The organism is Streptomyces sp. NPDC006261 (assembly GCF_040613515.1).
Lineage (GTDB): Bacteria > Actinomycetota > Actinomycetes > Streptomycetales > Streptomycetaceae > Streptomyces.
On record NZ_JBEXSI010000032.1, the window covers coordinates 41,657 to 65,400 of the forward strand.

Genomic DNA, 23,744 nt, shown 5'->3' on the forward strand with positions numbered 1-23,744 from the left:
GAACGACGGTAGGGGGCGCCACTGACAATCCCCCTGACCTGGGATCAGAGCCCGTGCACAGCCGTCGCGAGGCCGGTTGTCAGTGGCATGGTGCACGGTGGGAACCACATCAGGTCGACCGAGTCTGTCGACGATCTGGAGGGGGATCCATGACCGTGCCCGAAACCACCGCTGCCGTCGGCGAGACGTCCGGCGCCGAGGCCCTGCGCCCGCACGCCGAGGACGCGTTCGCCGACGAGCTGAAGGCGCTCGCCGCCGCCGACGACCGCCCCAGGCCCGCCCGTTGGCGGCTGTCGCCCTGGGCCGTCGCCACCTATCTGCAGGGCGGGACGCTGCCCGACGGCACGGTGATCACACCCAAGTACGTGGGCCCGCGCCGACTGATCGAAGTGGCCGTGACCACCCTGGCCACCGACCGCGCGCTGCTTCTGCTCGGCGTCCCCGGGACCGCCAAGACCTGGGTGTCCGAGCATCTCGCCGCCGCAGTCAGCGGAGACTCGACCCTGCTGGTGCAGGGCACCGCGGGCACCCCGGAGGAGGCCGTCCGTTACGGGTGGAACTACGCCCAGCTGCTGGCCCACGGCCCCAGCCGCGACGCGCTGGTGCCCAGCCCGCTCATGCGGGCCATGTCGGAGGGCATGACCGCCCGTGTCGAGGAGCTGACCCGCATCCCCGCCGATGTGCAGGACTCGCTCATCACGATCCTCTCCGAGAAGACCCTCCCCATTCCCGAGCTGGGACAGGAGGTCCAGGCCGTTCGCGGCTTCAACGTCATCGCCACGGCCAACGACCGCGACCGCGGCGTCAACGAGCTCTCCAGCGCGCTGCGCCGCCGGTTCAACACCGTGGTCCTGCCGCTGCCCGCGACGCCCGACGCCGAGGTCGACATCGTCTCCCGGCGCGTGGACCAGATCGGCCGCTCGCTGGACCTGCCCGCCGCACCGGAGGGGCTCGCCGAGATCCGGCGCGTGGTGACGGTCTTCCGGGAGCTGCGCGACGGTGTCACCACCGACGGGCGCACCAAGCTCAAGTCGCCCTCGGGCACGCTCTCCACGGCCGAGGCGATCTCCGTCGTCACCAACGGTCTCGCCCTCGCCGCCCACTTCGGCGACGGCATCCTGCGCCCGGCCGATGTCGCGGCGGGCATCCTCGGCGCGGTCGTCCGGGACCCGGCCGCGGACCGCGTGGTCTGGCAGGAGTATCTGGAGACCGTGGTGCGCGAGCGGGACGGCTGGAAGGACTTCTACCGCGCCTGCCGCGAGGTCTCCGTATGAGCGGCGGCCAGGTCACCCCCAGCTCCATCACCCCCAGCTCCGCCATCCTCAGCTCCGCCACCACCGGGGCCGTCGCCGCCGCCGGGCCGTTGCTGCTGGGCGTGCGGCACCACGGCCCCGGTTCGGCCCGCGCGGTCCGCGCCGCGCTCGACGCCGCCCGCCCGGCCGCCGTGCTCGTCGAGGGGCCGCCCGAGGGCGACGCGCTGTTGCCGCTGGCCGCCGACCCGCAGATGCGGCCGCCCGTCGCCCTGCTCGCCCATGCCGTGGACGACCCGGGCCGGGCCGCCTTCTGGCCGCTGGCCGAGTTCTCGCCGGAGTGGGTGGCGATCCGCTGGGCCCTCGCACACGACGTCCCGGTGCGCTTCATCGACCTCCCCGCCACCCACTCCCTCGCTCTGAAAGAGCCCCACGCCGAACAGCCCGCCGAACAGCCCGCCGGACAGCCCGCCGGACAGCCCGGCGAGGAGACCACCCCCGCCTCCGGGGACGAGGAGGTCACCCCTCACGTCGACCCGATCCGAGTGCTCTCCGAGACCGCCGGATACGACGACCCCGAGCGCTGGTGGGAGGACGTCGTCGAGCACCGCTCACCGGCCGCCGACGCCACCGCCGACGCGCTCGCCCCGTTCGCCGCGCTCGCAGAGGCCATGACGGCCCTGCGCGAGGTGTACGGGGACGGCGGGCACCCCCGGGACGCCGTGCGCGAGGCGTACATGCGCATCCAGCTGCGCACCGCGCGCAAGGAGTTCGGGGACGGCATCGCCGTCGTCTGCGGCGCCTGGCACGTCCCCGCGCTCGCCGCCCGCACCACCCTCGCCGCCGACCGGGCCCTCCTCAAGGGGCTCCCGAAGGTCAAGGCAGAGATGACGTGGGTGCCCTGGACCCACCGCAGGCTCGCCCGGCACAGCGGTTACGGTGCCGGGATCGACTCACCCGGCTGGTACGGGCACCTCTTCGGCGCCGCCGACCGGCCGATCGAGCGCTGGATGACGAAGGTCGCCGGGCTGCTGCGCGGGGAGGACCGGTTCGTCTCCACCGCCCATGTCATCGAGGCCGTCCGGCTCGCCGAGACGCTCGCCGCGATGCGGGGCCGCCCGCTGGCCGGGCTGAGCGAGACCACCGACGCGGTACGGGCGGTGATGTGCGAGGGCTCCGACGTACCGCTCGCCCTCATCCAGGACCGCCTCGTCGTCGGCGAGACCCTCGGCGAGGTGCCCGACAGCGCCCCCGCCGTCCCGCTCCAGCGCGACCTGAACCGCAGCCAGCGCACCCTCCGGCTCAAACCGGAAGCGCTGGAGCGGGAGCTCGGTCTCGACCTGCGCAAGGAGACCGACGCCGCCAGGAGCCGACTCCTGCACCGGCTGCGCCTCCTGGGCATCGGCTGGGGCGAACCGGCCGAGGCCCGGGGCAGCACCGGCACCTTCCGGGAGAGCTGGCGGCTGCGCTGGCAGCCGGAGCTCCACGTCCGGGTCGCCGAGGCCGGGGTGTGGGGCACCACGGTCGCGACCGCCGCCACGGCGCGGGCCGAGTCCCAGGCCCTCGCGGCGACCGCGCTCTCCGAGGTCACCGCCCTCGCCGAGCACTGCCTCCTGGCCGGGCTGCCCGAAGCGCTGCCCGTCGTGATGAAGGCGCTGGCCGACCGCGCCGCACTCGACGCGGACGTCGGCCACCTCGCCGACTCCCTCCCGGCCCTCGCCCGCTCCCTGCGCTACGGGGACGTGCGCTCCACGGACACGGCCGCGCTCGCCGAGGTCGCCGCCGGGCTCGCAGAGCGGATCTGCGTCGGCCTGCCGCCGGCCTGCACCGGCCTCGACACGGACGGAGCCGAGGCGCTGCGCCGCCAGGTGGACGGGGTGCACAGCGCGATCGGCCTCCTCGTCGCCGGCCCCACGCCCGCCGAAGGGCTCCGGGACCGCTGGGGCGCCGTCCTGCGCAAGCTGGCCGGCCGCGACACGGTCGCCGGGATCATCCGGGGCCGGGCCACCCGGCTGCTGCTCGACGAAGGCCGGCTGACCGAGGACGAGGCGGCCAGGCTCATGGGCCTGGCCCTCTCGCCCGGCACCCCGCCCACCGACGCGGCGGCCTGGATCGAGGGGTTCGTCGGCGGGGCGTCCGGCGGCGGCATGCTGCTGGTCCACGACGAGCGGCTGCTCTCCCTGGTCGACGCCTGGCTCACCGGCGTCCCCGCCGGCACGTTCACCGACGTGCTGCCGCTCCTGCGCCGTACGTTCTCCGCCTACGAACCGGGCGTACGCCGCACCCTCGGCGAGCTGGTCCGGCGCGGCCCCGTCCCCGAGGGAGCCGGGAACGCCGGCGCGGACCTCGCGTACCCGGGCTTCGGACCCGGCCTCGACACGGACCGGGCCGACGCGGTGGAGCCGGTGCTGCACCTGCTCCTCGGCCGCACCCCCCTACCGGCGGAGGCGACCGTATGACCACGGGAGCAGCACCCGCCACACAGCAGCCCCCACACCACGCCACACAGCAGGCCCCACACCACGCCACACAGCAGGCCCCGCGCCACGCCACACAGGACGACGACCGAACGGGGGAGACGGTGGACACGGAGACAGAGAGGGCGCACCCCGCGCCCCCCGCCGACGACGAGCGGATGCGGCGCTGGCGCATGGTGCTCGGCGCGGACAGCGCGGAGAGCACCGGCCGCACGCTCACCGGCCAGGACGCCGCGATGGACGGTGCACTGAACGCGCTGTACGGCGGGGGCGGCGGCAGGAAGCCCGGCGGCCGGGGCGGCGGTGGGCGTTCGGCCGGGCTCGGCGCGTCCGCCCCCTCCGTGGCCCGCTGGCTCGGCGACATCCGTACGTACTTCCCCAGCTCCGTCGTCCAGGTCATGCAGCGCGACGCGATCGACCGGCTCGGCCTCTCCGCGCTGCTCCTGGAGCCGGAGATGCTGGAGGCCGTCGAGGCGGACGTCCATCTCGTCGGCACCCTGCTCTCCCTCAACAAGGCCATGCCCGAGACGACCAAGGAGACCGCGCGGGCCGTCGTCCGCAAGGTCGTCGACGACCTGGAGAAGCGGCTGGAGAGCCGCACCAGGGCCACCCTCACCGGGGCCCTGGACCGCTCCGCGCGCATCAGCCGGCCGCGCCACCGGGACATCGACTGGGACCGCACCATCCGGGCCAACCTGAAGAACTACCTGACCGTCCCGGGCACGGACGGCGGCCCGGCCACCGGCACGGTCGTCCCCGAGCGCCTCATCGGTTACGGCCGCGCCTCACAGTCGGTGAAGAAGGACGTCATCCTCTGCATCGACCAGTCGGGCTCGATGGCCGCCTCCGTCGTCTACGCCTCGGTCTTCGGCGCGGTGCTCGCCTCCATGCGCACCCTCGCCACCCGCCTCGTCGTCTTCGACACGGCGGTCGTCGACCTCACCGACCAGCTCGACGACCCGGTCGACGTCCTCTTCGGCACCCAGCTCGGCGGCGGCACCGACATCAACCGGGCGCTCGCCTACTGCCAGTCGAAGATCACCCGGCCGGCGGACACCGTCGTCGTCCTCATCAGCGACCTCTACGAGGGCGGCATCCGGGACGAGATGCTCAAGCGGGTCGCGGCCATGAAGGCGTCCGGCGTGCAGTTCGTGACCCTGCTCGCCCTCTCCGACGAGGGTGCCCCCGCCTACGACCACGAGCACGCGGCAGCACTCGGCGCGCTGGGTGCCCCCGCGTTCGCCTGTACGCCGGACCTCTTCCCGGACATCATGGCCGCCGCGATCGAGAAGCGGCCCCTGCCCGTACCGGACAAGGAGACAGGGGCGTAGACCCATCACGGGGCACCCCCGTCCGGCACCCTCTGTGACCGTTATCACCGCTCAGGTGTGATCTGCGATTTAGGGTCACACGGAGTGCGGGGATAACCTGCCGGATGGACATGCCGCGTACTCGGACACCGTGTGCGCCTCCCTAGTGACAGAGCAGTCACGTTGCCCTTCGCGGCACGCCCACGCAGAAGAACGAACCGCGATACCACTTAAAAGGGACGGACGCGCGTGGACCTGTTCGAGTACCAGGCGAGGGACCTCTTCGCCAAGCACGGTGTACCGGTGCTGGCCGGTGAAGTGATCGACACGCCTGAGGCAGCCCGCGAGGCGACCGAGAAGCTGGGCGGCAAGTCTGTCGTCAAGGCGCAGGTGAAGGTCGGCGGCCGCGGCAAGGCCGGTGGCGTCAAGCTGGCCGCCAGCTCCGACGAGGCGGTCGCCCGGGCGACCGACATTCTCGGCATGGACATCAAGGGCCACACGGTCCACAAGGTGATGATCGCCGAGCTTTCCCCGGAGATCGAGGCGGAGTACTACGTCTCGTACCTCCTCGACCGCACCAACCGCACCTTCCTGGCCATGGCCTCGGTGCAGGGTGGCATGGACATCGAGGAGGTCGCGGAGAAGAGCCCCGAGGCCCTCGCGAAGGTCCCGGTCGACTCCAACTCCGGCGTGGACATCGTCAAGGCCCGCGAGATCGTGGCCCAGGCGAAGTTCCCGGCCGACGTGGCCGAGAAGGTCGCCGAGGCCATGGTGACGCTGTGGGACACCTTCGTCGCCGAGGACGCGCTCCTCGTCGAGGTCAACCCGCTGGTCAAGACCAAGGACGGCCGAATCCTGGCGCTGGACGGCAAGGTCTCGCTCGACGAGAACGCCGACTTCCGCCAGCCGGGCCACGAGGCCCTCGAGGACAAGGACGCAGCCGACCCGCTCGAGGCTGCCGCCAAGGCCAAGAACCTCAACTACGTCAAGCTCGACGGCGAGGTCGGCATCATCGGTAACGGTGCCGGTCTGGTCATGTCGACCCTGGACGTCGTCGCGTACGCCGGTGAGAACCACGGCAACGTGAAGCCCGCCAACTTCCTCGACATCGGTGGCGGCGCCTCCGCGGAGGTCATGGCGAACGGCCTGGAGATCATCCTCGGCGACCCGGACGTCAAGTCCGTCTTCGTCAACGTCTTCGGTGGCATCACCGCCTGCGACGAGGTCGCCAACGGCATCGTGCAGGCGCTCGCGCTGCTCGAGTCCAAGGGCGAGAAGGTCGAGAAGCCGCTGGTCGTGCGTCTCGACGGCAACAACGCGGAGCTGGGTCGCAAGATCCTCTCCGACGCCAACCACCCGCTCGTGCAGCGCGTGGACACCATGGACGGCGCGGCCGACAAGGCCGCCGAGCTCGCCGCGGCTGCGAAGTAAGGACGAGGGACTCCACACCATGGCTATCTTCCTCACCAAGGACAGCAAGGTCATCGTCCAGGGGATGACCGGCGCCACGGGCATGAAGCACACCAAGCTCATGCTGGCCGACGGCACCAACATCGTCGGTGGCGTGAACCCGCGCAAGGCCGGTACCTCCGTCGACTTCGACGGCACCGACATCCCTGTCTTCGGCTCCGTCAAGGAGGCGATGGAGAAGACGGGCGCGAACGTCTCCGTCCTCTTCGTGCCGCCGGCGTTCTCCAAGGCCGCCGTCGTCGAGGCGATCGACGCCGAGATCCCGCTCGCGGTCGTCATCACCGAGGGCATCGCCGTTCACGACTCCGCCGCCTTCTGGGCGTACGCGGGCGAGAAGGGCAACAAGACCCGGATCATCGGCCCGAACTGCCCGGGTCTCATCACCCCCGGCCAGTCCAACGCCGGCATCATCCCGGGCGACATCACCAAGCCCGGCCGCATCGGTCTCGTGTCCAAGTCCGGCACGCTGACCTACCAGATGATGTACGAGCTCCGTGACATCGGCTTCTCCTCCGCCGTCGGCATCGGTGGCGACCCGGTCATCGGCACGACGCACATCGACGCCCTCGCGGCGTTCGAGGCGGACCCGGAGACCGACCTCATCGTGATGATCGGCGAGATCGGCGGCGACGCCGAGGAGCGTGCCGCCGACTTCATCGCGAAGAACGTCACCAAGCCGGTGGTCGGTTACGTCGCGGGCTTCACCGCCCCCGAGGGCAAGACCATGGGCCACGCGGGCGCCATCGTCTCCGGCTCCTCCGGCACCGCCCAGGCGAAGAAGGAGGCCCTCGAGGCCGCCGGCGTGAAGGTCGGCAAGACGCCGACCGAGACCGCCGAGCTGGCGCGCGAGATCCTCGGCGCCTGAGTCAGGCACCCGAGCACGCTCGAACGGCGCGGGCCCGCACCCTTGAACAGGGGTGCGGGCCCGCGCCGTTCGTCGTCCCCCGCTCAGGGGATCCGCGGGACCAGCCGCTCCGGTCCGTGCGCCAGCTGCTCCTTCAACGACTGCTGCAGCCGCAGGTCCTGCGGGGTCAGCTTCTGCGGACCACCGCGCGGCGGTACGCCCCCGACCCGCTCGGGCGGGGAGAGGGGCTGCTCGTAGTGCGTGGGCGCCGTGTGCAGGGTCAGGGCGGTCGCGCCGATGAGCAGGGCGGCGAAGGCGATGGCGGCCCTGGTCCAGAGGCGCGCCTTGTTCTCGCTGCCGGTGCGCACGGTGCGGGCAGGCGGCGGGGCCGGCACGTGTTCGGCGCGGGCGAGTCCGCCGAGCCGGTCGTGGAGCAGCTCGGACTGTTCGGCGGGCGAGGCGGCGGCCGCCAGTTCGGGCAGTCGCTCGGTGACGGCGGCCCGGGCCACCTCCAGCCGCCCCGCCGCCGCCGGAGTGGACGCCTCCGTCTCCGCCGCTGTCTCCGGCAGGTCCAGGCCGACCCCGTCGTAGAGGAGCAGGGTGCGCCGGTAGACCGGGGGGAGTTCGAGCAGCGCCTCGAACAGGGCCCGCCTCGCCGGTTCGGCGGGCGGGGCGTCGGGGTGCCGGTGGGTGCGGCGCAGCCGGTGCCAGGGGGACATCGCGTACTCGTACGCCGCCGCGCGCACCCAGCCGACCGGGTCCCGGTCCACGGCCACCTCGGGCCAGCGGTGCCAGGCCAGTTGGAAGGCCCGCTCGACGGACTCCCGGGCCAGGCTGCGGCGGCCGGTCAGGAGGTAGGTCTGGCGTACGAGGCCGGGGGCGGCGTGGGCGTACAGCGCGTCGAACGCCTCGTCGGGGGAGAGCCGGGGGGTGCCGGGCTCCGGCTCGGGGGGCGGGGGAGGGCTCGCGGGTGGAGGCGCGGGTGCGGGTGCCACCTCGGGCACGGAGGGCACCGCGGGCTCATGCATCACCTCGAGCACCGATGCCCTCTCGGGCTCATGCACCACCTCGGGCTCATGCACCACCTCGAGCACCGGTGCCACCTCGAGCACCGGTGCCACCTGGGGCACCGGGGGCGCCCCGGGCGGCCGTTCCGGCGCCGGCCGGTCCTTCAGCCGTACGGCCCCGGGCTTCTCGGCGCGGGCCGGCTCCGGACCGGGCGCGATGAGCTTCGCGTACAGCGCGCGCTTGCGGCCGCGCGGGCTCGTGCGCCCCGTCTCCCAGGAGCGCACGGTGGCCCGCGTCACTCCCACGGCCGCCGCCACCTGCTCCTCGCTCAGCGACTTCGCCTCGCGCAGTCTGCGGCGCTCCTTGGGGGAGGAGGGCAGCGGCGGTGCAGCGGCCTCGTCGGTGGTGCTCCGGGTCATGGACGGCCCCCGGCAGCGCTGCACTGGTCGAAAAAGTACATAAACGTATATTGAGCGACACGGCGGCTCTTCGCGCGTTACGCGGGATAAGCGCGTGTCGTTGGGAGCATGGGCGGCGTGACCCAAATGACCGAACGCAGCCCGATGTTGCCGCCCGAACGGACCAGGACCCTCGCCCTGGCCTCCGCCTTTCTGCGAGGCGTGGCCGCCGCCGGGCTGGGTCTCGGTTCGCTCGCCGTGCTGGTGATGGTGCTCTGGATCAGCTCCCCGTACCCGGACAGCGGACCCGGCGGCGCGCTGCGCGTGGCGGCCGCGGTCTGGCTCCTCGCGCACGGCGCCGAACTCGTCCGGCCCGACACCCTCAGCGGCGTCCCCGCTCCGGTCGGCGTGGTCCCGCTGCTCCTCGTCGTGGGACCCGTCTGGCTGGCGCACCGGGCGGCGCGCGATGCGGCGGAGCCGGAGGAGGGGCGGCGAAGGCCCTCGCAGGCCGGCGCGTTCTGTGCGGTGACCGCCGGATACCTGCTGGTCGCCGCAGGCGCGGCGGCCTATGCGCGGGGCGGCTCGCTGCGCGTCGTCCCGGACACGCTGGCGTTCCCGGTGGCGCTGGTGGTGGCCGGTGCGGCGGCGGCCGGGGTGTGGACGGCGGCGGGGCGCCCGTTCGGGCCGCTGCTGTCCTGGTCGCCCCTGGTGTTCCAGGAGGCCGTCGCCCGGACCCTCTTCCGCAACCGGGCCGAGGCCGTGTGCCGGGCTGCGGCGGTGGGCATGGCAGTGCTGATCGGCGGGGGCGCCCTCCTGGTGGCCGTGGCGCTGGGGCGGGAGCTGGCGGCGGCGCAGGATGCGTTCCTGGCGCTGGCCGGGGACTGGTCGGGGCGGGTGGCGGTGCTGCTGCTCGCCGTGTCGCTGGCGCCCAACGCCGCGCTGTGGGGCGCCGCGTACGGGCTCGGCCCCGGCTTCGCGCTCGGTACGGGCGCCACGGCCACCCCCCTGGGCCTCACCGGGGCCCCCGCCGTGCCCCACTTCCCGCTGCTGGCGGCGGCACCGGATCAGGGCCCGGCCACCCCGCTGAACTGGGCGGCCCTCGCCGTCCCGGCCGTGGCCGCGCTGGCGGTCGCCTGGTGCGCCGTAGACAGGGCGGCCCCCGCCGACGCCCCCCGGGCACAGGCCTGGAGCCCGCGGGAGACGGCGCTGGTGACCGGCCTCGCCGCGCTGGGGTGCGGAGCCGGTACGGCGCTGCTCATGGCGGTGGCGGGCGGCCCGCTGGGGTCGGGGGCGCTCGGTGCGTTCGGGCCCGCGTGGTGGCTGACGGGCCCGGCGGCGCTGGTGTGGACGGCGGCCATCGGCGTGCCGGCGGCCCTGCTCCTGCGGCTGTGGCGGCTGCGCGAACGGGGCTGGGCCTGGCGCAGGGACGTGGACGTACGGGAAGCGGCGGAGGGTGCGGAGGACGCCGGGGGTGCCGAGGACGTGGAGGTCGTACGGGGAATGGCGGACGCGGACGTATCGCCGACGGCGACCGGGAAACCCCGCCGCTGGTGGGCGCCCTGGCGCAGGGGCGCGCCCAGGGACATCACCGTCCAGGAGGGCCCGGCCGGGTCGGTCGCCGGGGGCACGGTCGCGGCGGGCGGTACGCCCACGGACGATACGGGCTTCGAACCGTACGACTTCCTGCCGACCGACCCCTGGCACGAGAAAGAGAGGAGGGAGGCCCGGTGGGCCTCCCTCAAGCGGGGCTCCGGCGGACTGATGGCCGACTTCCCCGCACGCATTCCGGCCGCCCTGCGCTCCGAGGAGGCATCCGTGCGGCCCACGGACGCGCAGCCCACGAACGTGCGGCCCACGGACGCGAAACCCACGGACGCCAAACCCGCCGACGCGCAGCCCACGAACGTGCGGCCCACGGACGCGAAACCCACGGACGCGAAGCTCCCGGACGCCAAACCCGCCGACGCTGACGGCCGGGGCGCTACTCCTTGACGCCGAAGAGGGGTTCCAGCGGCTTCGGCAGCTGGTCGTTGCAGGCCACCGCGCCGGTCTTGGTCAGGGCGTCGTTCACGCAGGTGTAGTAGTCGCGGTAGACGAGCTGCACCGTGTACGTCGTGATCACGATGATCAGGGCCAGCAGGGCGGTCACCAGACCGCTGATCGCCGCCGTTGTCTGCGGGCGGCCGCCGCTCTGGGGCGTGGTGGGCGCCGACGAGGGGCCCCCGTCACCCACGGCCGGAGTTCCGGCCCCCGTGACGGCGCCGGCCGTCGTCCGCTCCGTCGTGGGGCTCTTGGGCTGGGCGCGCAGCGAACTGACGGCCCAGTACACGGAGAGCGCGCCGAGCAGCAGGGCGATCTCCGTGAAGTCGAAGAGCGCGAAGAAGATGGACCAGATACCGCCGAGCAGTGCGTAGCGGGCGCGGCGCTGCACGGGGTCGGTCGGGTCCCAGCGCATCCCGCCGGAGCCGCCGTCGGGCCCGCCCTTGCCGCCCGGGCCGTTCGAACCGGAGCGGCCGCCGAAGCCGCCGCCGCCCCGTCCGGGCTGCTTGTTGCTCCACTGGCTGCCCCAGGAGGGGCGACCGCCGGAGCTTTCGCCCTCGTCGTCGCTCGTGGAGCTTGGGCCCGAGGGGTGGCGCGGCTGCCACGGCTGGTCGGGCCGGCCGGCCGGCGGCGGCGCGAACGGATTGTCGTCGGCCGGCTGCGCGGGTGCGTCGGGCGACGAGGGGGAACCGGAAGAGCCCGAGGAGGAGTCCGGCGACCCCGGGGTGGAGTCCGGCGAAGAGGACTGGCGTTCCCGCGTCAGCAGAGCGGCCCGCGCGGGCAGTGGGAGGCGGAAGGCGGTGCGACGGCGTCGGTCCGGCATGTGGTGAACGTCTTCCCCATCTCGTCATGTCCGTCCGGAGGACGGTTCGACCGCCCGGTGGACGGCTCGCTGTCCCCTGACGCTACCTCTCGGCCCGGCCCCCGTCCCGTGGGGGCCGCCGGGTGTGCCGGTATCGTTGCTGACGGTCGGCCCGTTCGTAGGGTTCCCCGTATCGGGCGAAGCGATTCTTTCGTACGACCCTACAAAGAGTTCGCCGCATGTGCGTCACCCCGCGGTCATCACGTGAGAAAGGGCCCCGACGTGGCCTCGCCGCCTCCCTCCGCCTCTCCCGCCCGGCTGGTCGTGCTGGTCTCCGGATCGGGCACCAACCTCCAGGCCCTGCTCGACGCCATCGGCGACGACCCGGCGGCGTACGGGGCGCGGATCGTCGCCGTCGGCGCCGACCGTGACGGGACCGGTGGTCTGGAGCGGGCCGAGCGGGCCGGAATCCCCACGTTCGTGTGCAAGCTCAAGGACCACGCGACGCGTGCGGAGTGGGACGGGGCGCTCACCGCGGCCGTCGCCGAGCACCGCCCGGACCTCGTCGTCTCCGCCGGTTTCATGAAGATCGTGGGCCCCGCGTTCCTCGCTGCCTTCGGCGGCCGGACCGTCAACACCCATCCCGCCCTGCTGCCCAGCTTCCCCGGCGCCCACGGAGTGCGTGACGCACTCGCGTACGGCGTCAAGGTCACGGGCTGCACCGTCCACTTCGTCGACGACGGTGTCGACACCGGTCCGATCATCGCGCAGGGCGTGGTCGAGGTGACCGAGGAGGACACTCCGGAGGGCGAAGCCGCCCTCCATGAACGCATCAAGGAAGTCGAGCGCTCGCTGCTCGTCGAGGCCGTGGGGCGGATCGCCCGTGACGGTCATCGCATTGAGGGACGAAAGGTTCATCTCGGTCATGTCGGTGAATAAGCCCATCCGCCGCGCCCTGGTCAGTGTCTACGACAAGACGGGGCTCGAAGACCTCGCCCGCGGTCTGCACGAGGCGGGCGTCGAACTCGTCTCCACCGGCTCCACCGCCGGGAGGATCGCCGCCGCCGGAGTACCGGTCACCAAGGTCGAGGAGCTCACCGGCTTCCCCGAGTGCCTGGACGGCCGCGTCAAGACGCTCCACCCCCGCGTCCACGCCGGCATCCTCGCCGACCTCCGCCTGGACGCCCACCGCGAGCAGCTCGCGGAGCTCGGGGTCGACCCCTTCGACCTGGTGGTCGTCAACCTCTACCCGTTCAAGGAGACGGTCGCCTCCGGCGCCTCCGACGACGAGTGCGTGGAGCAGATCGACATCGGCGGCCCCTCCATGGTCCGCGCCGCCGCCAAGAACCACCCCTCCGTCGCCGTGGTGACCAGCCCGGAGCGGTACGGCGACGTCCTCGCCGCCGTCAAGGCGGGCGGCTTCGACCTCACCGCCCGCAAGCGGCTCGCCGCCGAGGCGTTCCAGCACACCGCCGCGTACGACGTGGCCGTCGCCTCCTGGTTCGCCGCCGATTACGCGGCCGCCGACGACTCGGGCCTCCCCGAGTTCCTGGGCGACGCCCTCACCCGCAGCGACGTCCTGCGCTACGGCGAGAACCCGCACCAGCCCGCCGCCCTCTACACCTCGGGCACCGGCGGTCTGGCCGAGGCGGAGCAGCTGCACGGCAAGGAGATGTCGTACAACAACTACACGGACACCGACGCCGCGCGCCGGGCCGCGTACGACCACGCCGAGCCGTGCGTCGCGATCATCAAGCACGCCAACCCGTGCGGCATCGCGATCGGTGACGACGTCGCCGAGGCGCACCGCAAGGCCCACGCCTGCGACCCGCTCTCGGCGTTCGGCGGGGTCATCGCCGTCAACCGCCCGGTGACGGTCGCACTGGCCGAGCAGGTCGCGGAGATCTTCACCGAGGTCATCGTCGCCCCGGCCTACGAGGACGGCGCCGTCGAGGTGCTGGCCCGCAAGAAGAACATCCGCGTGCTGCGCGCCCCCGGGGCCCCGGCCACCACGGTCGAGGTCAAGGCCATCGACGGCGGCGCGCTCCTCCAGGTCACCGACCGGCTCCAGGCCGAGGGCGACGACCCGGCCAACTGGACCCTGGCCACCGGCGAGGCGCTCTCCGAGGCCGAGCTGAAGGAGCTGGCCTTCGCCTGGAAGGCGTCCCGGGCCGTCAAGTCCAACGCGATCCTCCTCGCCAAGGACGGCGCCTCGGTCGGCGTCGGCATGGGCCAGGTCAACCGCGTCGACTCCGCGAAGCTCGCCGTCGAGCGGGCGGGCGCGGAGCGTGCGGCCGGTTCGTACGCCGCGTCCGACGCCTTCTTCCCGTTCCCCGACGGGCTGGAGATCCTCACCGCCGCCGGCATCAAGGCGGTCGCCCAGCCCGGCGGCTCCGTCCGCGACGAGCTGGTGATCGAGGCCGCGAAGAAGGCGGGCGTCACGATGTACCTCACCGGGACGCGCCACTTCTTCCACTGACCGGCACCCGTACGCCTTGAGGCCGCACCCCGCGCGGGGTGCGGCCTCCGCCGTGTCCGGCGTGCGGGACCGCCTCGCCGCTCTGTTCTAATGAACGGCCGTATCCGAAGAACAGCAGGAATCCCTAGCGGGGGCAGTCACCGTGCTTGAGCTGAACAAGAGTGGAACGGACCGGCCGGAGGCGGGGCGGTTGCCCGCCCAGGGCGCCGGGCCGGACACCCGCCCGGCGGACGGCTCCCCGGGCACGGACGCCGCCACCGCCGCCGAACGCGCACCCCTGCGGCCGTACCTGATCGTCGGCGCCATCCTGTGCGGGCTCTACTTCCTCTACTCCTACCTCCAGTACAGCCGGTTCGGCTCGCCCTCCTGGGACCTCGGGATCTTCGAGCAGGAAGTACGGGCGTACGCGGACCTCAGGGCCCCGGTCGTCGACATCAAGGGCCCGGGCTATCTGATCCTCGGCGACCACTTCTCCCCGATCGTCGCGCTGCTGGCCCCGCTGTACTGGCTCTGGCCCTCGGCCGAGGCCCTGCTCTTCGCGCAGGCCGCGCTCTTCGCGCTGGGCGCGGTCATCGTCGGCCGCACCACGCAGCAGCTGCTCGGTGGCCGCTCCGGGCTCTGCGTCACCGTCGCGTACGGACTCTCCTGGGGCATCCAGGAGGCCGTGAAGTCCGACTTCCACGAGATCGCCTTCGCCGTCCCGCTGCTCGCCCTCGTCTGCCGCGCGCTGCTCCTGGGACGGTGGACGGCCGCCCTCCTCTGGTCGCTGCCGCTGGTCCTGGTCAAGGAGGACCTCGGCGCGACCGTCGCCGTCGTCGGCTTCCTGCTGTTCGTGTACGGGCGCCGCCTCCAGGGCGCGCTGCTCGCCGCGTTCGGGGTGGCCGCCTTCGTCGTCACCCTCATGGTCCTCATCCCGGCGGCCAGCAGCGCGGGGACGTACGACTACTGGCGGAAGATCGACAAGAACGGGGAGCAGGACGTCTCGATGCTGGACTCGGTCCTCGGCGTCCTGAACTCCGCCGACAAGATCGAGATGCTCGTCTTCCTGGTCGGCATCACCGCGTTCATGGCGCTGCGCTCGCCCCTGACGCTGCTGATCGTCCCCACGCTCGGCTGGCGGCTGCTCTCCCAGGACAGCAACCACTGGGGCATGGTCTGGCACTACAGCGCCATCCTGATGCCCGTGCTCTTCCTGGCCATGGCCGACGGCGTCCGCCGCAGCCGCGACTCGCCCCGCCCCTGGCTCGCCTCGTACGCGAAGGTCGTCGTCCCCGTCTCCGTCGCGATCGCCGTCGCGCTGACCCAGCACCTGCCGCTGCGCGACCTGCTGCGCCCGGACTCCTACAGCACCGACGCCCGTACGGAAGCGGCCCGGGAGGCACTGAAGGCCATCCCGGCCGGGGCGCGGGTCGAGACCGACATCACGCTCATGGCCCACCTCACCTCCGACCGGACCGTCTACTGGATCGGCGGAGCCCCCGGCACCGCGCCCGACGTCGTCGCCATCAACCTGGACTTCGGCTGGTCACGGCCGATCCAGGACCCGGTGGCGTACGCCCAGCAGCTCCACCCCGAGGCGCGCTACCGGCTCAAGCACCGGGGCGGCAGCTTCGTGGTGATGGAGCGTACGACGCCGGAGCCGGCGGAGATCCCGGGCGTGGGCAAGGACTGAGCGGGCGTACGGCAGGACCGGGCGGGCTTGCGCGGGGACCGGGCGGGTTGCGCGGGGACCGAGCGCGGCCGCCCCCGGACCGTACGCGCGAAGGCCGCACCCGGTGAACGGGTGCGGCCTTCGAAACCGTGCGCCGAACGCAAGGCGCGGCGGTGAGGGTCACCTGGAGCGGATGACCACCGACGAGCAGACCTTGTCCGCGAACGTCTGCTTCTTCTCGTCCCACAGCGGCCACAGCCAGCCGATGTAGCAGGCGATGCTGTCCAGGAAGTGCGCCAGGCGGCGCACGAAGGCCATGCCGAAGCCCAGCGGGCGGCCGTCGGCCTCGCGCAGCAGACGGATCCCCACGGCCTTCTTGCCGATCGTCTGGCCGGTGGTGCCCTCCTGGTACAGCTGCCACAGGGAGAGGCCGATCATCAGGAGCACGCCGATCAGGGCGATGACGCCGCCCGCCGCGTCACCCATGGCGCCGCCGATGCCGACGAAGAGGAGGTACGGCGCGCCGATGATGAGGCCGTCGATGATCAGCCCGCCCGCCCGCAGACCCCAGTGCGCCAGCTCCGGCATGCCGCCGCCGTATCCCGGCTGCTGCGGGTAGCCGCCGCCGTAGGGCTGGCCGGGCTGCTGCGGGTACCCCGTCTGCGGCGGGTACCCCGGTTGCTGCTGCGGGTAGCCGTAGCCCTGCTGGGGGACGCCCTGCGGAGCCTGCTGGGGGTAGCCGTAGCCCGGCTGTCCCTGCGGCGGTCCCTGGGGAGGCTGGCCGGGCTGCTGCCCGTACGGGTTGTTGGGATCGCCGAAGCTCATAAAGGGTGTTCCTTCAACAGACGTGTGGGGACGGATGGGCCACACGGAGGAAGGACGACGTTCAGCGGCCCGCCCCCCGTACAACCGCGGCCTTCATCGTTATAAGGGCAACCCGCGTTTGTCCAGCCCGGGGCCCCGGACGTTGTGCAAGTGCAATCTCGGCCAGGGGTGGGGCACAGGCAATTGGTATGCGGGCGGGGTCATCCGCGAGGATGGGTCCATGACTGCCCAGATTCTCGATGGCAAGGCCACCGCTGCCGCGATCAAATCCGATCTGACCGTCCGTGTGGCGGCCCTCAAGGCGCAGGGGATCACTCCCGGCCTCGGAACCCTGCTCGTCGGGGACGACCCGGGCAGCCGCTGGTACGTGAACGGCAAGCACCGCGACTGTGCCGAGGTCGGCATCGGCTCCATCCAGCGCGAACTCCCCGACACCGCCACCCAGGAGGAGATCGAGGACGTCGTACGGGAGCTCAACGCCGACCCGGAGTGCACGGGTTACATCGTCCAGCTGCCGCTGCCCAAGGGCATCGACACCAACCGCGTCCTGGAGCTGATGGACCCGGAGAAGGACGCCGACGGGCTGCACCCGATGAGCCTCGGCCGCCTCGTCCTCAACGAGACGGGCCCGCTGCCCTGCACCCCGCAGGGCGTCGTCCAGCTGCTGCGCGCGCACGGCGTGGAGATCAACGGGGCGCACGTCGTGGTCGTCGGACGCGGTGTCACCATCGGCCGGTCGATCCCGCTGCTGCTGACCCGTAAGTCGGAGAACGCCACGGTGACCCAGTGCCACACCGGCACCCGGGACCTCTCCTCGCACCTGCGCCAGGCCGACATCATCGTCGCCGCCGCCGGGGTACAGCACCTGATCAAGCCCGAGGACGTCAAGCCGGGCGCGGCCGTGCTCGACGTCGGCGTCAGCCGGGACGAGAACGGCAAGATCGTCGGCGATGTGCACCCGGGGGTCCGCGAAGTGGCGGCCTGGGTCGCCCCGAACCCCGGCGGTGTCGGCCCGATGACCCGCGCCCAGCTCCTGGTCAACGTGGTCGAGGCGGCCGAGCGGACCGCGGCCGAGGCCGCCGACGCGGCTGCCGCGGGCTGACGGCCGGATCCGGAGGGAACCCCATGGGTGCTGGTACGAGTCCGGCCGACCCGGCCCCCGCGGGCCGGGCGGCGGACGGGCCGGATCCGTCCGCGGATGGCGGCAACGCGGAGCCGGACAGCGGCTCCACGGCGCCCGCACGCGTGGAAACGGGCAGCGGCTCCACGGCGGCCGGGAACGCGGAGCCGGACAGCACGTCCACGCCGCCCGCACGCGCGGAAGCGGGCAGCGGCTCCACCGAGCCCGGCTCCGCGGAACCGGACGGCAACGCGTCGGCTCCCCGCAGGACCCGGCGGTTCCCGCTCTTCACGCGGGACACCGCCCGTCCCGAGGGCGGCGGCCGGGCCGCCTCGCGCGACGCGCCTGCCCCGGCCCGGCAGTGGCCGCTGCTCACCGTGCTCTGCGCGGCGGGCGCGGGCCTGCTGATCGTCGCCCTCGACCCGTTCGCCGAGGCGTTCCGCATCGGCACCATCCTGATCGGCACGGCGCTGATCGCCGGCGCCGTGCTGCGCTGGGTGGTGCCGTCGGTCGGCATGCTCGCGGTGCGCTCCCGCTTCACCGACCTGGTGACGTACGGGCTGATGGGCACCCTGATCGTGCTGCTCGCGCTGGTCGCGCAGCCGAAGCCGTGGCTGGACGTGCCGATCCTGGAGGACGCGGTCCGCTTCACGATCCGCTAGCGCGGCGGGCCCCGTGGGCCCGGGCGGACACCCGTCAGGAGGTGCCCGCCCGGGCCGCCCGTCCCCACCCCCGAGGAGGGACGGACGGCACGGTCCGGGGTTCCGCGGCGACAGACCCCGGCGTACGGCGGAGGGGGAGTGCGCGGCCTTCCCCCGCCCCGGGCTCAAGCGTCATGGACACGGAAGGCCGCTACAAGGTTCCCCCGGGGCCTGTGGCACGGAAGTGACCATTCCGGCACGGTGTGATCGCCGCGCAACGATGGCAGACTGACACGGCGCGAGGGACGGACAGGGCGGGCAGCGGACCGGTCCGGGGACGCACCGGACCGGCCGCAGTGGGGGCGCAGGAAGCGCATCCGGGGGACGCACCGGGGACGCAGGGGATGACTAGGGGGGAAACGCAATGCCTCATTGGAAGGCACTGCCTGAAGAGCTCGACCACAGCGCGGCCGGTTCCGCAGGCCGGGGCTCCGCCGCGACCGGAACGGGCGGCGGTTACGGCCAGGCCGGCCACGGCCCGTACGCCGACCACCAGGCCGGCCACGGCCCGTACGCCGACCACCAGGCCGGCCACGGCCCGTACGCCGACCACCAGGCCGGCCACGGCCCGTACACCGACCACGGCACGGACGCGTACGGCACCGACATCCACCGCGCCGGCGGCCACGCCCCCTTCGGTTCCACCGAGCGCGGAACCGTCCCCCCGGTCCCGCAGCAGCGGCAGGGTGGACGGCGGGCGGACACCCAGCGCGGCGGCGGCGCCGGCCCGGCCACCGGCGGCCGCGACAACGCGATCAGGATGGTCGTCGGTGCGGCCGGAGCGGTGATCGTCGTCGTCGGCGCATTGACGCTCGCGCCCAGTGGCGACGAACCCGCCAAGGCCACCCCGCCCCCGGCCGCCACGCCCACGGCCGCCCCCACGACCGCGGAGCCCGCCCCCGGACCGCCCGCGGGCGTCGAGTGCCAGGGCACCGACTGCGCCGGACGGAACCCCGACGAGATGGGGTGCGGCGGCGACCACGCCCGGACGGTGTCCACAGCCCAGGTCGGCGGTGCCCGCGTCGAGGTCCGCTACAGCGAGGTCTGCTCCGCCGCCTGGGCCCGGCTCACCGAGGCGGGGCCCGGCGACACCGTGACGATCACCGGCGGCGCGGCGGCGGACGCGCAGAACGGCGAGGTCACGGTCTCGGAGGCGTACACGCCGATGGTCGCGGTGAAGCAGGCGGCCGACGCGAGGGCCTGCGCGACGCTCACCGCGGGCACGAACGGCTGCACCACGTAAGGACGTAGGGAGTGCCCCGCATGCGGTGAGTGACCGCTTGTGCGCGGCACCACAGGGGGCCGGGCGGTCCACCCCGTCCGGGTCCGATAGCCTGGCCGCCGGATATCTCTTCACGTCAAGATTCGTCGGGGCGCGAAGGGATCTCCCGCACCAGGGTCCGGCACCAGGGGCCGGGACCCCCACCGCCAGCTGTCTAACGGAGACCGCCATGACCCGCACTCCCGTGAATGTCACCGTGACCGGCGCTGCCGGCCAGATCGGCTACGCGCTGCTCTTCCGCATCGCCTCCGGCCACCTGCTCGGCCCGGACGTGCCGGTCAACCTGCGCCTCCTGGAGATCCCGCAGGGCCTCAAGGCCGCCGAGGGCACCGCGATGGAGCTCGACGACTGCGCCTTCCCGCTGCTGCGCGGCATCGAGATCACCGACGACCCGAACGTCGGCTTCGCCGGTGCGAACGTGGCCCTGCTCGTCGGCGCCCGCCCGCGTACCAAGGGCATGGAGCGCGGCGACCTGCTCGCCGCCAACGGCGGCATCTTCAAGCCGCAGGGCAAGGCCATCAACGACAACGCCGCGGACGACATCAAGGTCCTCGTCGTCGGCAACCCGGCCAACACCAACGCGCTCATCGCGCAGGCAGCCGCCCCGGACGTACCGGCCGAGCGCTTCACCGCGATGACCCGCCTCGACCACAACCGCGCGATCTCGCAGCTGGCCGCCAAGACCGGTGCCGCCGTCTCCGACATCAAGAAGCTGACGATCTGGGGCAACCACTCCGCCACCCAGTACCCGGACATCTTCCACGCGGAGATCGCCGGCAAGAACGCCGCCGAGGTCGTCAACGACGAGGTGTGGCTGGGCGACACCTTCATCCCGACCGTCGCCAAGCGCGGCGCCGCGATCATCGAGGCCCGTGGCGCGTCCTCGGCCGCCTCGGCCGCCAACGCCGCCATCGACCACGTGTACACCTGGGTCAACGGCACCGCCGCCGGCGACTGGACCTCGATGGGCATCCCGTCGGACGGCTCCTACGGCGTCCCCGAGGGCATCATCTCCTCCTTCCCGGTCACCACGAAGGACGGGAAGTACGAGATCGTCCAGGGCCTGGACATCAACGAGTTCTCCCGTACGCGCATCGACGCGTCGGTCAAGGAGCTCACCGAGGAGCGCGACGCGGTCCGCGAGCTCGGCCTCATCTGATCCGCACCCCCGCACCACACCGGGAGCCCCCGGCAGCGCACGCTGCCGGGGGCTCCCGTCCTTCCCCTGTCCTACCGCAGTCGCTCCGCCGCCTCCCGCGCCGCCGTCACCGCCAGCCGCTGGAGGGCGGGACCGAACGTGATCCGGGCCGCGCCCAGTTCGCCCAGCCGGCGCACGGCGGCCGGGGAGTCCGGCGTACCGAGGGCGTTGAGCGGCAGGGGCGCGGCGGCGGCCAGCGCGGGCAGCTCCCCGGGCGGAGCGGCGATCGGGTAGATACCGTCGGCGCCCGCCGCCGCGTAGCGCCGGGCCCGGTCGAGCGCGGCGGCCGACCGGTCCCTACCGGCGGGCGCTCCGTCGAGATGGACGTCCACCCGGGCGTTGAGGAAGAGCCGGTCGCCCGCGGCCGCGCGGAAGCGGGCCAGCCGGTCGGCCTGGTACGCGGGATCCAGCAGGACTCCGTCCACCGAGTCCTCCAGGTTGCAGCCGACGGCCCCCGCCGTCAGGAGCCGTTCCACCAGCTCCTCCGGCTCCAGCCCGTACCCGGCCTCGATGTCCGCCGACACGGGGACGGAGACCGCACGGACGATCCGGGCCACGGCGGCGAACATCTCCTCCGCCGGGGTGCGCCCGTCCGCATGGCCGAGTGAGGCGGCGACGCCCGCGCTCGGGACGGCCAGCGCCGGGAACCCGGCCTCCTCCAGCGCCCGCGCGCTCGCCGCGTCCCACGGCCCCGGCAGCACCAGCGGGTCGCCGGGGGCGCGGCCGTGGTGCAGGGCGCGGAAGACGGAGACGCGGCCGGTCATGGGGCTCCTCGAGAAGGCGGGGTGGTGGGTCAGTGCTTGAGGTCGCCGGGCGTGTAGTGGCCCGGGACCTGGCGGGTGGCGACCCCGAAGCGGTTCCAGGCGTTGATCACCGTGATCGCGGCGATCAGCTGGGCCAGTTCGGCCTCCTCGAAGTGCTCGGCGGCCCGCGCGTACACGTCGTCCGGGACGAAACCGTCGGTCAGGACGGTGACGGCCTCCGTCAGCTCGATCGCCGCGATCTCCTTCTCCGTGTAGAAGTGGCGCGACTCGTCCCAGGCGCTCAGCTGGATGATCCGCTCGAGGCTCTCGCCCGCCGCGAGGGCGTCCTTGGAGTGCATGTCCAGGCAGAGCGCGCACCGGTTGATCTGCGAGGCCCGGACCTTCACCAGCTCCAGCAGCAGCGGGTCGAGCCCCTTCCGGGAGGCGGCGTCGAGGCGGACCATCGCCTTGTAGACCTCGGGGGCCAGCTGGGCCCAGGACAGGCGGGCGGGGTGCTCGGAGGCGTAGCCGGTGTGGGTGTGGGTGTGGGGTGCGGGTGTCGTCGTCATGACGTCGACGCTACGGGTCCGGTGGCGCACCGGTATGGTCCATTTCCATGAGAGATTCCTGGGCCACTTTCGGCGCCGACCTGCACCTGGAGCCGGTCGGTACGGGGTTGCGCAGCGGACTGATGGAGGCCCTGCGGGAGGCGGTGCGCAGCGGCCGGCTGACCCCCGGCACCCGGCTGCCGTCCTCCCGGGCGCTCGCCGCCGACCTGGGCGTCGCCCGCAACACGGTCGCCGACGCCTACGCCGAACTCGTCGCCGAGGGCTGGCTCACCGCCCGGCAGGGCTCGGGGACCCGGGTCGCGCAGCGGTCCGCGCCACGCCGGGCGGACCCGGTGGCGCCCCACACCCGGCCGGCCCGGCCGCGTACCGGCCACAGCCTGAAGGCGGGCTCCCCGGATGTGTCGTCCTTCCCGCGCACCGCCTGGCTCCGCGCGGCCCGCAAGGCGCTCACCGCCGCGCCCGACGAGGTGTTCGACTACGGCGACCCGCGCGGGCGCGTCGAACTGCGCGCGGTGCTGGCCGAGTACCTGGCCCGCTCACGCGGGGTTCACGCCGACCCGGAACGCATCGTGATCTGCTCCGGCTTCGCCCACGGGCTGATGCTGCTGGGCACGGTCCTGCACGGCCGCCGGGTGCGGGAGCTCGCCGTCGAGTCGTACGGGCTCGCCCTGCACCGCGACCTCGTCGCCGGCACCGGACTCGCCACCCCCTGCCTGGCGCTGGACCACCTCGGCTCGCGGACCGGGGAGCTGGCCGCGATGCGCGGTACGGGGGCGGTCCTGCTGACCGCGGCGCACCAGTTCCCCACCGGCGTACCCCTCCACCCGGACCGGCGCGCCGCCGCCGTCGACTGGGCCCGCTCCCGTGGGGGCCTGATCCTGGAGGACGACTACGACGGGGAGTTCCGGTACGACCGGCAGCCCGTGGGGGCCCTCCAGGGCCTGGACCCGGAACGGGTCGTGTACCTCGGCACCGCCTCCAAGTCGCTCGCCCCCGCCCTGCGCCTGGGCTGGATGGTGCTGCCCCGGGGCCTGGTGGCGGAGGTCGTGGCGGCGAAGGGCCCGTCGGACTGGATGACCGGCACCATCGACCAGCTGACGCTCGCGGAGTTCATCGCCTCGGGGGCGTACGACCGGCATGTGCGCTCCATGCGGCTGCGTTACCGCCGCCGCCGCGACCAGCTCGTCGCGGCGCTCGCCGAACGCGCGCCGGGCATCGAGGTCAGCGGCATCGCGGCCGGGCTGCACGCGGTCCTCGAACTCCCCCCGGGCACCGAGCGTTCGGTGGTCCAGGCGGCGGCCTTCCAGGGCCTGAGACTGGAGGGCCTCGCCACCTACCGGCACCCCGACGCCCCGGCCGGCCGCGACGCGCTGGTGATCGGCTACGGCTCACCGTCGGAGAGCGCCTGGGCGGGCGCGCTGGACGCGCTGTGCCGGGTGCTGCCGTAACAGGGCCCAGGCTGACCGGGCTCCGGCGCCTCACCGGGCCGGGCCAGGGCCAAGGACCCCGCCACCGCCACCGAGGGCCGGTCACCTGCGCCCTCCAGCCACCGCCGCCCGCTCCGTGGAGCTCAGCCG

Annotated in this window: 19 protein-coding genes; 14 read left to right on the top strand and 5 right to left on the bottom strand. The window is 73.4% G+C overall.

What is annotated here, in order from left to right:
* The first annotated feature begins 149 nt into the window (after window positions 1-149).
* From ABZ154_RS21535 to sucD, 5 genes are all read left to right on the top strand, one after another.
* Entirely contained in the window at window positions 150-1,274 is a 1,125-nt protein-coding gene (locus tag ABZ154_RS21535) for an AAA family ATPase (protein WP_356834908.1), read from the top strand.
* Window positions 1,271-3,709: a DUF5682 family protein gene (locus ABZ154_RS21540; RefSeq protein WP_356834910.1), complete on the top strand. Its 2,439-nt coding sequence runs from the start codon at window positions 1,271-1,273 to the stop codon at window positions 3,707-3,709. Before ABZ154_RS21535 ends, ABZ154_RS21540 begins: the two co-directional genes overlap by 4 nt.
* A 176-nt stretch (window positions 3,710-3,885) precedes the next feature.
* On the top strand, window positions 3,886-5,058 hold the full coding sequence (locus ABZ154_RS21545; protein ID WP_356834987.1) for a VWA domain-containing protein: 1,173 nt from the start codon (window positions 3,886-3,888) through the stop codon (window positions 5,056-5,058).
* A gap of 228 nt (window positions 5,059-5,286) precedes the next feature.
* Window positions 5,287-6,468: an ADP-forming succinate--CoA ligase subunit beta gene (sucC, locus tag ABZ154_RS21550; protein ID WP_356834911.1), complete on the top strand. Its 1,182-nt coding sequence runs from the start codon at window positions 5,287-5,289 to the stop codon at window positions 6,466-6,468.
* Window positions 6,469-6,487: 19 nt separating this feature from the next.
* The gene (sucD, locus tag ABZ154_RS21555) at window positions 6,488-7,372 is read left to right on the top strand and encodes a succinate--CoA ligase subunit alpha (RefSeq protein WP_356834913.1); all 885 of its coding nucleotides are present in this window, start codon (window positions 6,488-6,490) and stop codon (window positions 7,370-7,372) included.
* Between the two features lie 83 nt (window positions 7,373-7,455).
* On the opposite strand, the gene ABZ154_RS21560 is transcribed toward sucD, so the two are convergent.
* Window positions 7,456-8,778 (bottom strand): helix-turn-helix domain-containing protein, encoded by a 1,323-nt coding sequence (locus ABZ154_RS21560; protein WP_356834916.1) that lies wholly within the window; start codon window positions 8,776-8,778, stop codon window positions 7,456-7,458.
* Window positions 8,779-8,904: 126 nt separating this feature from the next.
* On the opposite strand from ABZ154_RS21560, the gene ABZ154_RS21565 reads away from it, so the two are divergent.
* Window positions 8,905-10,749, top strand: a complete 1,845-nt coding sequence (locus ABZ154_RS21565; protein WP_356834989.1) for a DUF6350 family protein — start codon at window positions 8,905-8,907, stop codon at window positions 10,747-10,749.
* On the opposite strand, the gene ABZ154_RS21570 is transcribed toward ABZ154_RS21565, so the two are convergent.
* Window positions 10,739-11,620, bottom strand: coding sequence for a hypothetical protein (locus ABZ154_RS21570; protein WP_356834919.1), 882 nt, complete (start codon window positions 11,618-11,620; stop codon window positions 10,739-10,741). The genes ABZ154_RS21565 and ABZ154_RS21570 overlap by 11 nt on opposite strands.
* A gap of 261 nt (window positions 11,621-11,881) precedes the next feature.
* Between ABZ154_RS21570 and purN the strand changes: the two genes are divergently transcribed.
* From purN to ABZ154_RS21585, 3 genes are all read left to right on the top strand, one after another.
* Window positions 11,882-12,538, top strand: a complete 657-nt coding sequence (gene purN, locus ABZ154_RS21575; RefSeq protein ID WP_356834921.1) for a phosphoribosylglycinamide formyltransferase — start codon at window positions 11,882-11,884, stop codon at window positions 12,536-12,538.
* On the top strand, window positions 12,525-14,078 hold the full coding sequence (gene purH / locus ABZ154_RS21580; protein ID WP_356834923.1) for a bifunctional phosphoribosylaminoimidazolecarboxamide formyltransferase/IMP cyclohydrolase: 1,554 nt from the start codon (window positions 12,525-12,527) through the stop codon (window positions 14,076-14,078). Before purN ends, purH begins: the two co-directional genes overlap by 14 nt.
* A 142-nt stretch (window positions 14,079-14,220) precedes the next feature.
* Entirely contained in the window at window positions 14,221-15,750 is a 1,530-nt protein-coding gene (locus ABZ154_RS21585; protein ID WP_356834925.1) for a DUF2079 domain-containing protein, read from the top strand.
* 159 nt (window positions 15,751-15,909) lie between these two features.
* Here the strand turns inward: ABZ154_RS21585 and ABZ154_RS21590 are convergent, their stop codons facing one another.
* The gene (locus tag ABZ154_RS21590) at window positions 15,910-16,554 is read right to left on the bottom strand and encodes an RDD family protein (RefSeq protein WP_356834927.1); all 645 of its coding nucleotides are present in this window, start codon (window positions 16,552-16,554) and stop codon (window positions 15,910-15,912) included.
* 220 nt (window positions 16,555-16,774) lie between these two features.
* On the opposite strand from ABZ154_RS21590, the gene ABZ154_RS21595 reads away from it, so the two are divergent.
* From ABZ154_RS21595 to ABZ154_RS21610, 4 genes are all read left to right on the top strand, one after another.
* Window positions 16,775-17,656: a bifunctional methylenetetrahydrofolate dehydrogenase/methenyltetrahydrofolate cyclohydrolase gene (locus ABZ154_RS21595; protein ID WP_030561694.1), complete on the top strand. Its 882-nt coding sequence runs from the start codon at window positions 16,775-16,777 to the stop codon at window positions 17,654-17,656.
* A gap of 23 nt (window positions 17,657-17,679) precedes the next feature.
* Window positions 17,680-18,336, top strand: a complete 657-nt coding sequence (locus ABZ154_RS21600) for a DUF3017 domain-containing protein (protein WP_356834929.1) — start codon at window positions 17,680-17,682, stop codon at window positions 18,334-18,336.
* A 403-nt stretch (window positions 18,337-18,739) separates the two neighbouring features.
* The gene (locus ABZ154_RS21605; RefSeq protein WP_356834931.1) at window positions 18,740-19,618 is read left to right on the top strand and encodes a DUF2690 domain-containing protein; all 879 of its coding nucleotides are present in this window, start codon (window positions 18,740-18,742) and stop codon (window positions 19,616-19,618) included.
* A 208-nt stretch (window positions 19,619-19,826) separates the two neighbouring features.
* Window positions 19,827-20,816: a malate dehydrogenase gene (locus tag ABZ154_RS21610; RefSeq protein ID WP_031127367.1), complete on the top strand. Its 990-nt coding sequence runs from the start codon at window positions 19,827-19,829 to the stop codon at window positions 20,814-20,816.
* Window positions 20,817-20,887: 71 nt separating this feature from the next.
* Here ABZ154_RS21610 and ABZ154_RS21615 read toward each other — a convergent pair whose 3' ends face one another.
* Entirely contained in the window at window positions 20,888-21,619 is a 732-nt protein-coding gene (locus tag ABZ154_RS21615) for an isocitrate lyase/phosphoenolpyruvate mutase family protein (protein ID WP_356834933.1), read from the bottom strand.
* 29 nt (window positions 21,620-21,648) lie between these two features.
* Window positions 21,649-22,167: a carboxymuconolactone decarboxylase family protein gene (locus ABZ154_RS21620; RefSeq protein WP_356834935.1), complete on the bottom strand. Its 519-nt coding sequence runs from the start codon at window positions 22,165-22,167 to the stop codon at window positions 21,649-21,651.
* A gap of 47 nt (window positions 22,168-22,214) precedes the next feature.
* Here ABZ154_RS21620 and ABZ154_RS21625 point away from each other — a divergent pair, with 47 nt between their 5' ends.
* On the top strand, window positions 22,215-23,615 hold the full coding sequence (locus ABZ154_RS21625; protein WP_356834937.1) for a PLP-dependent aminotransferase family protein: 1,401 nt from the start codon (window positions 22,215-22,217) through the stop codon (window positions 23,613-23,615).
* The last annotated feature ends 129 nt before the right edge of the window (window positions 23,616-23,744 follow it).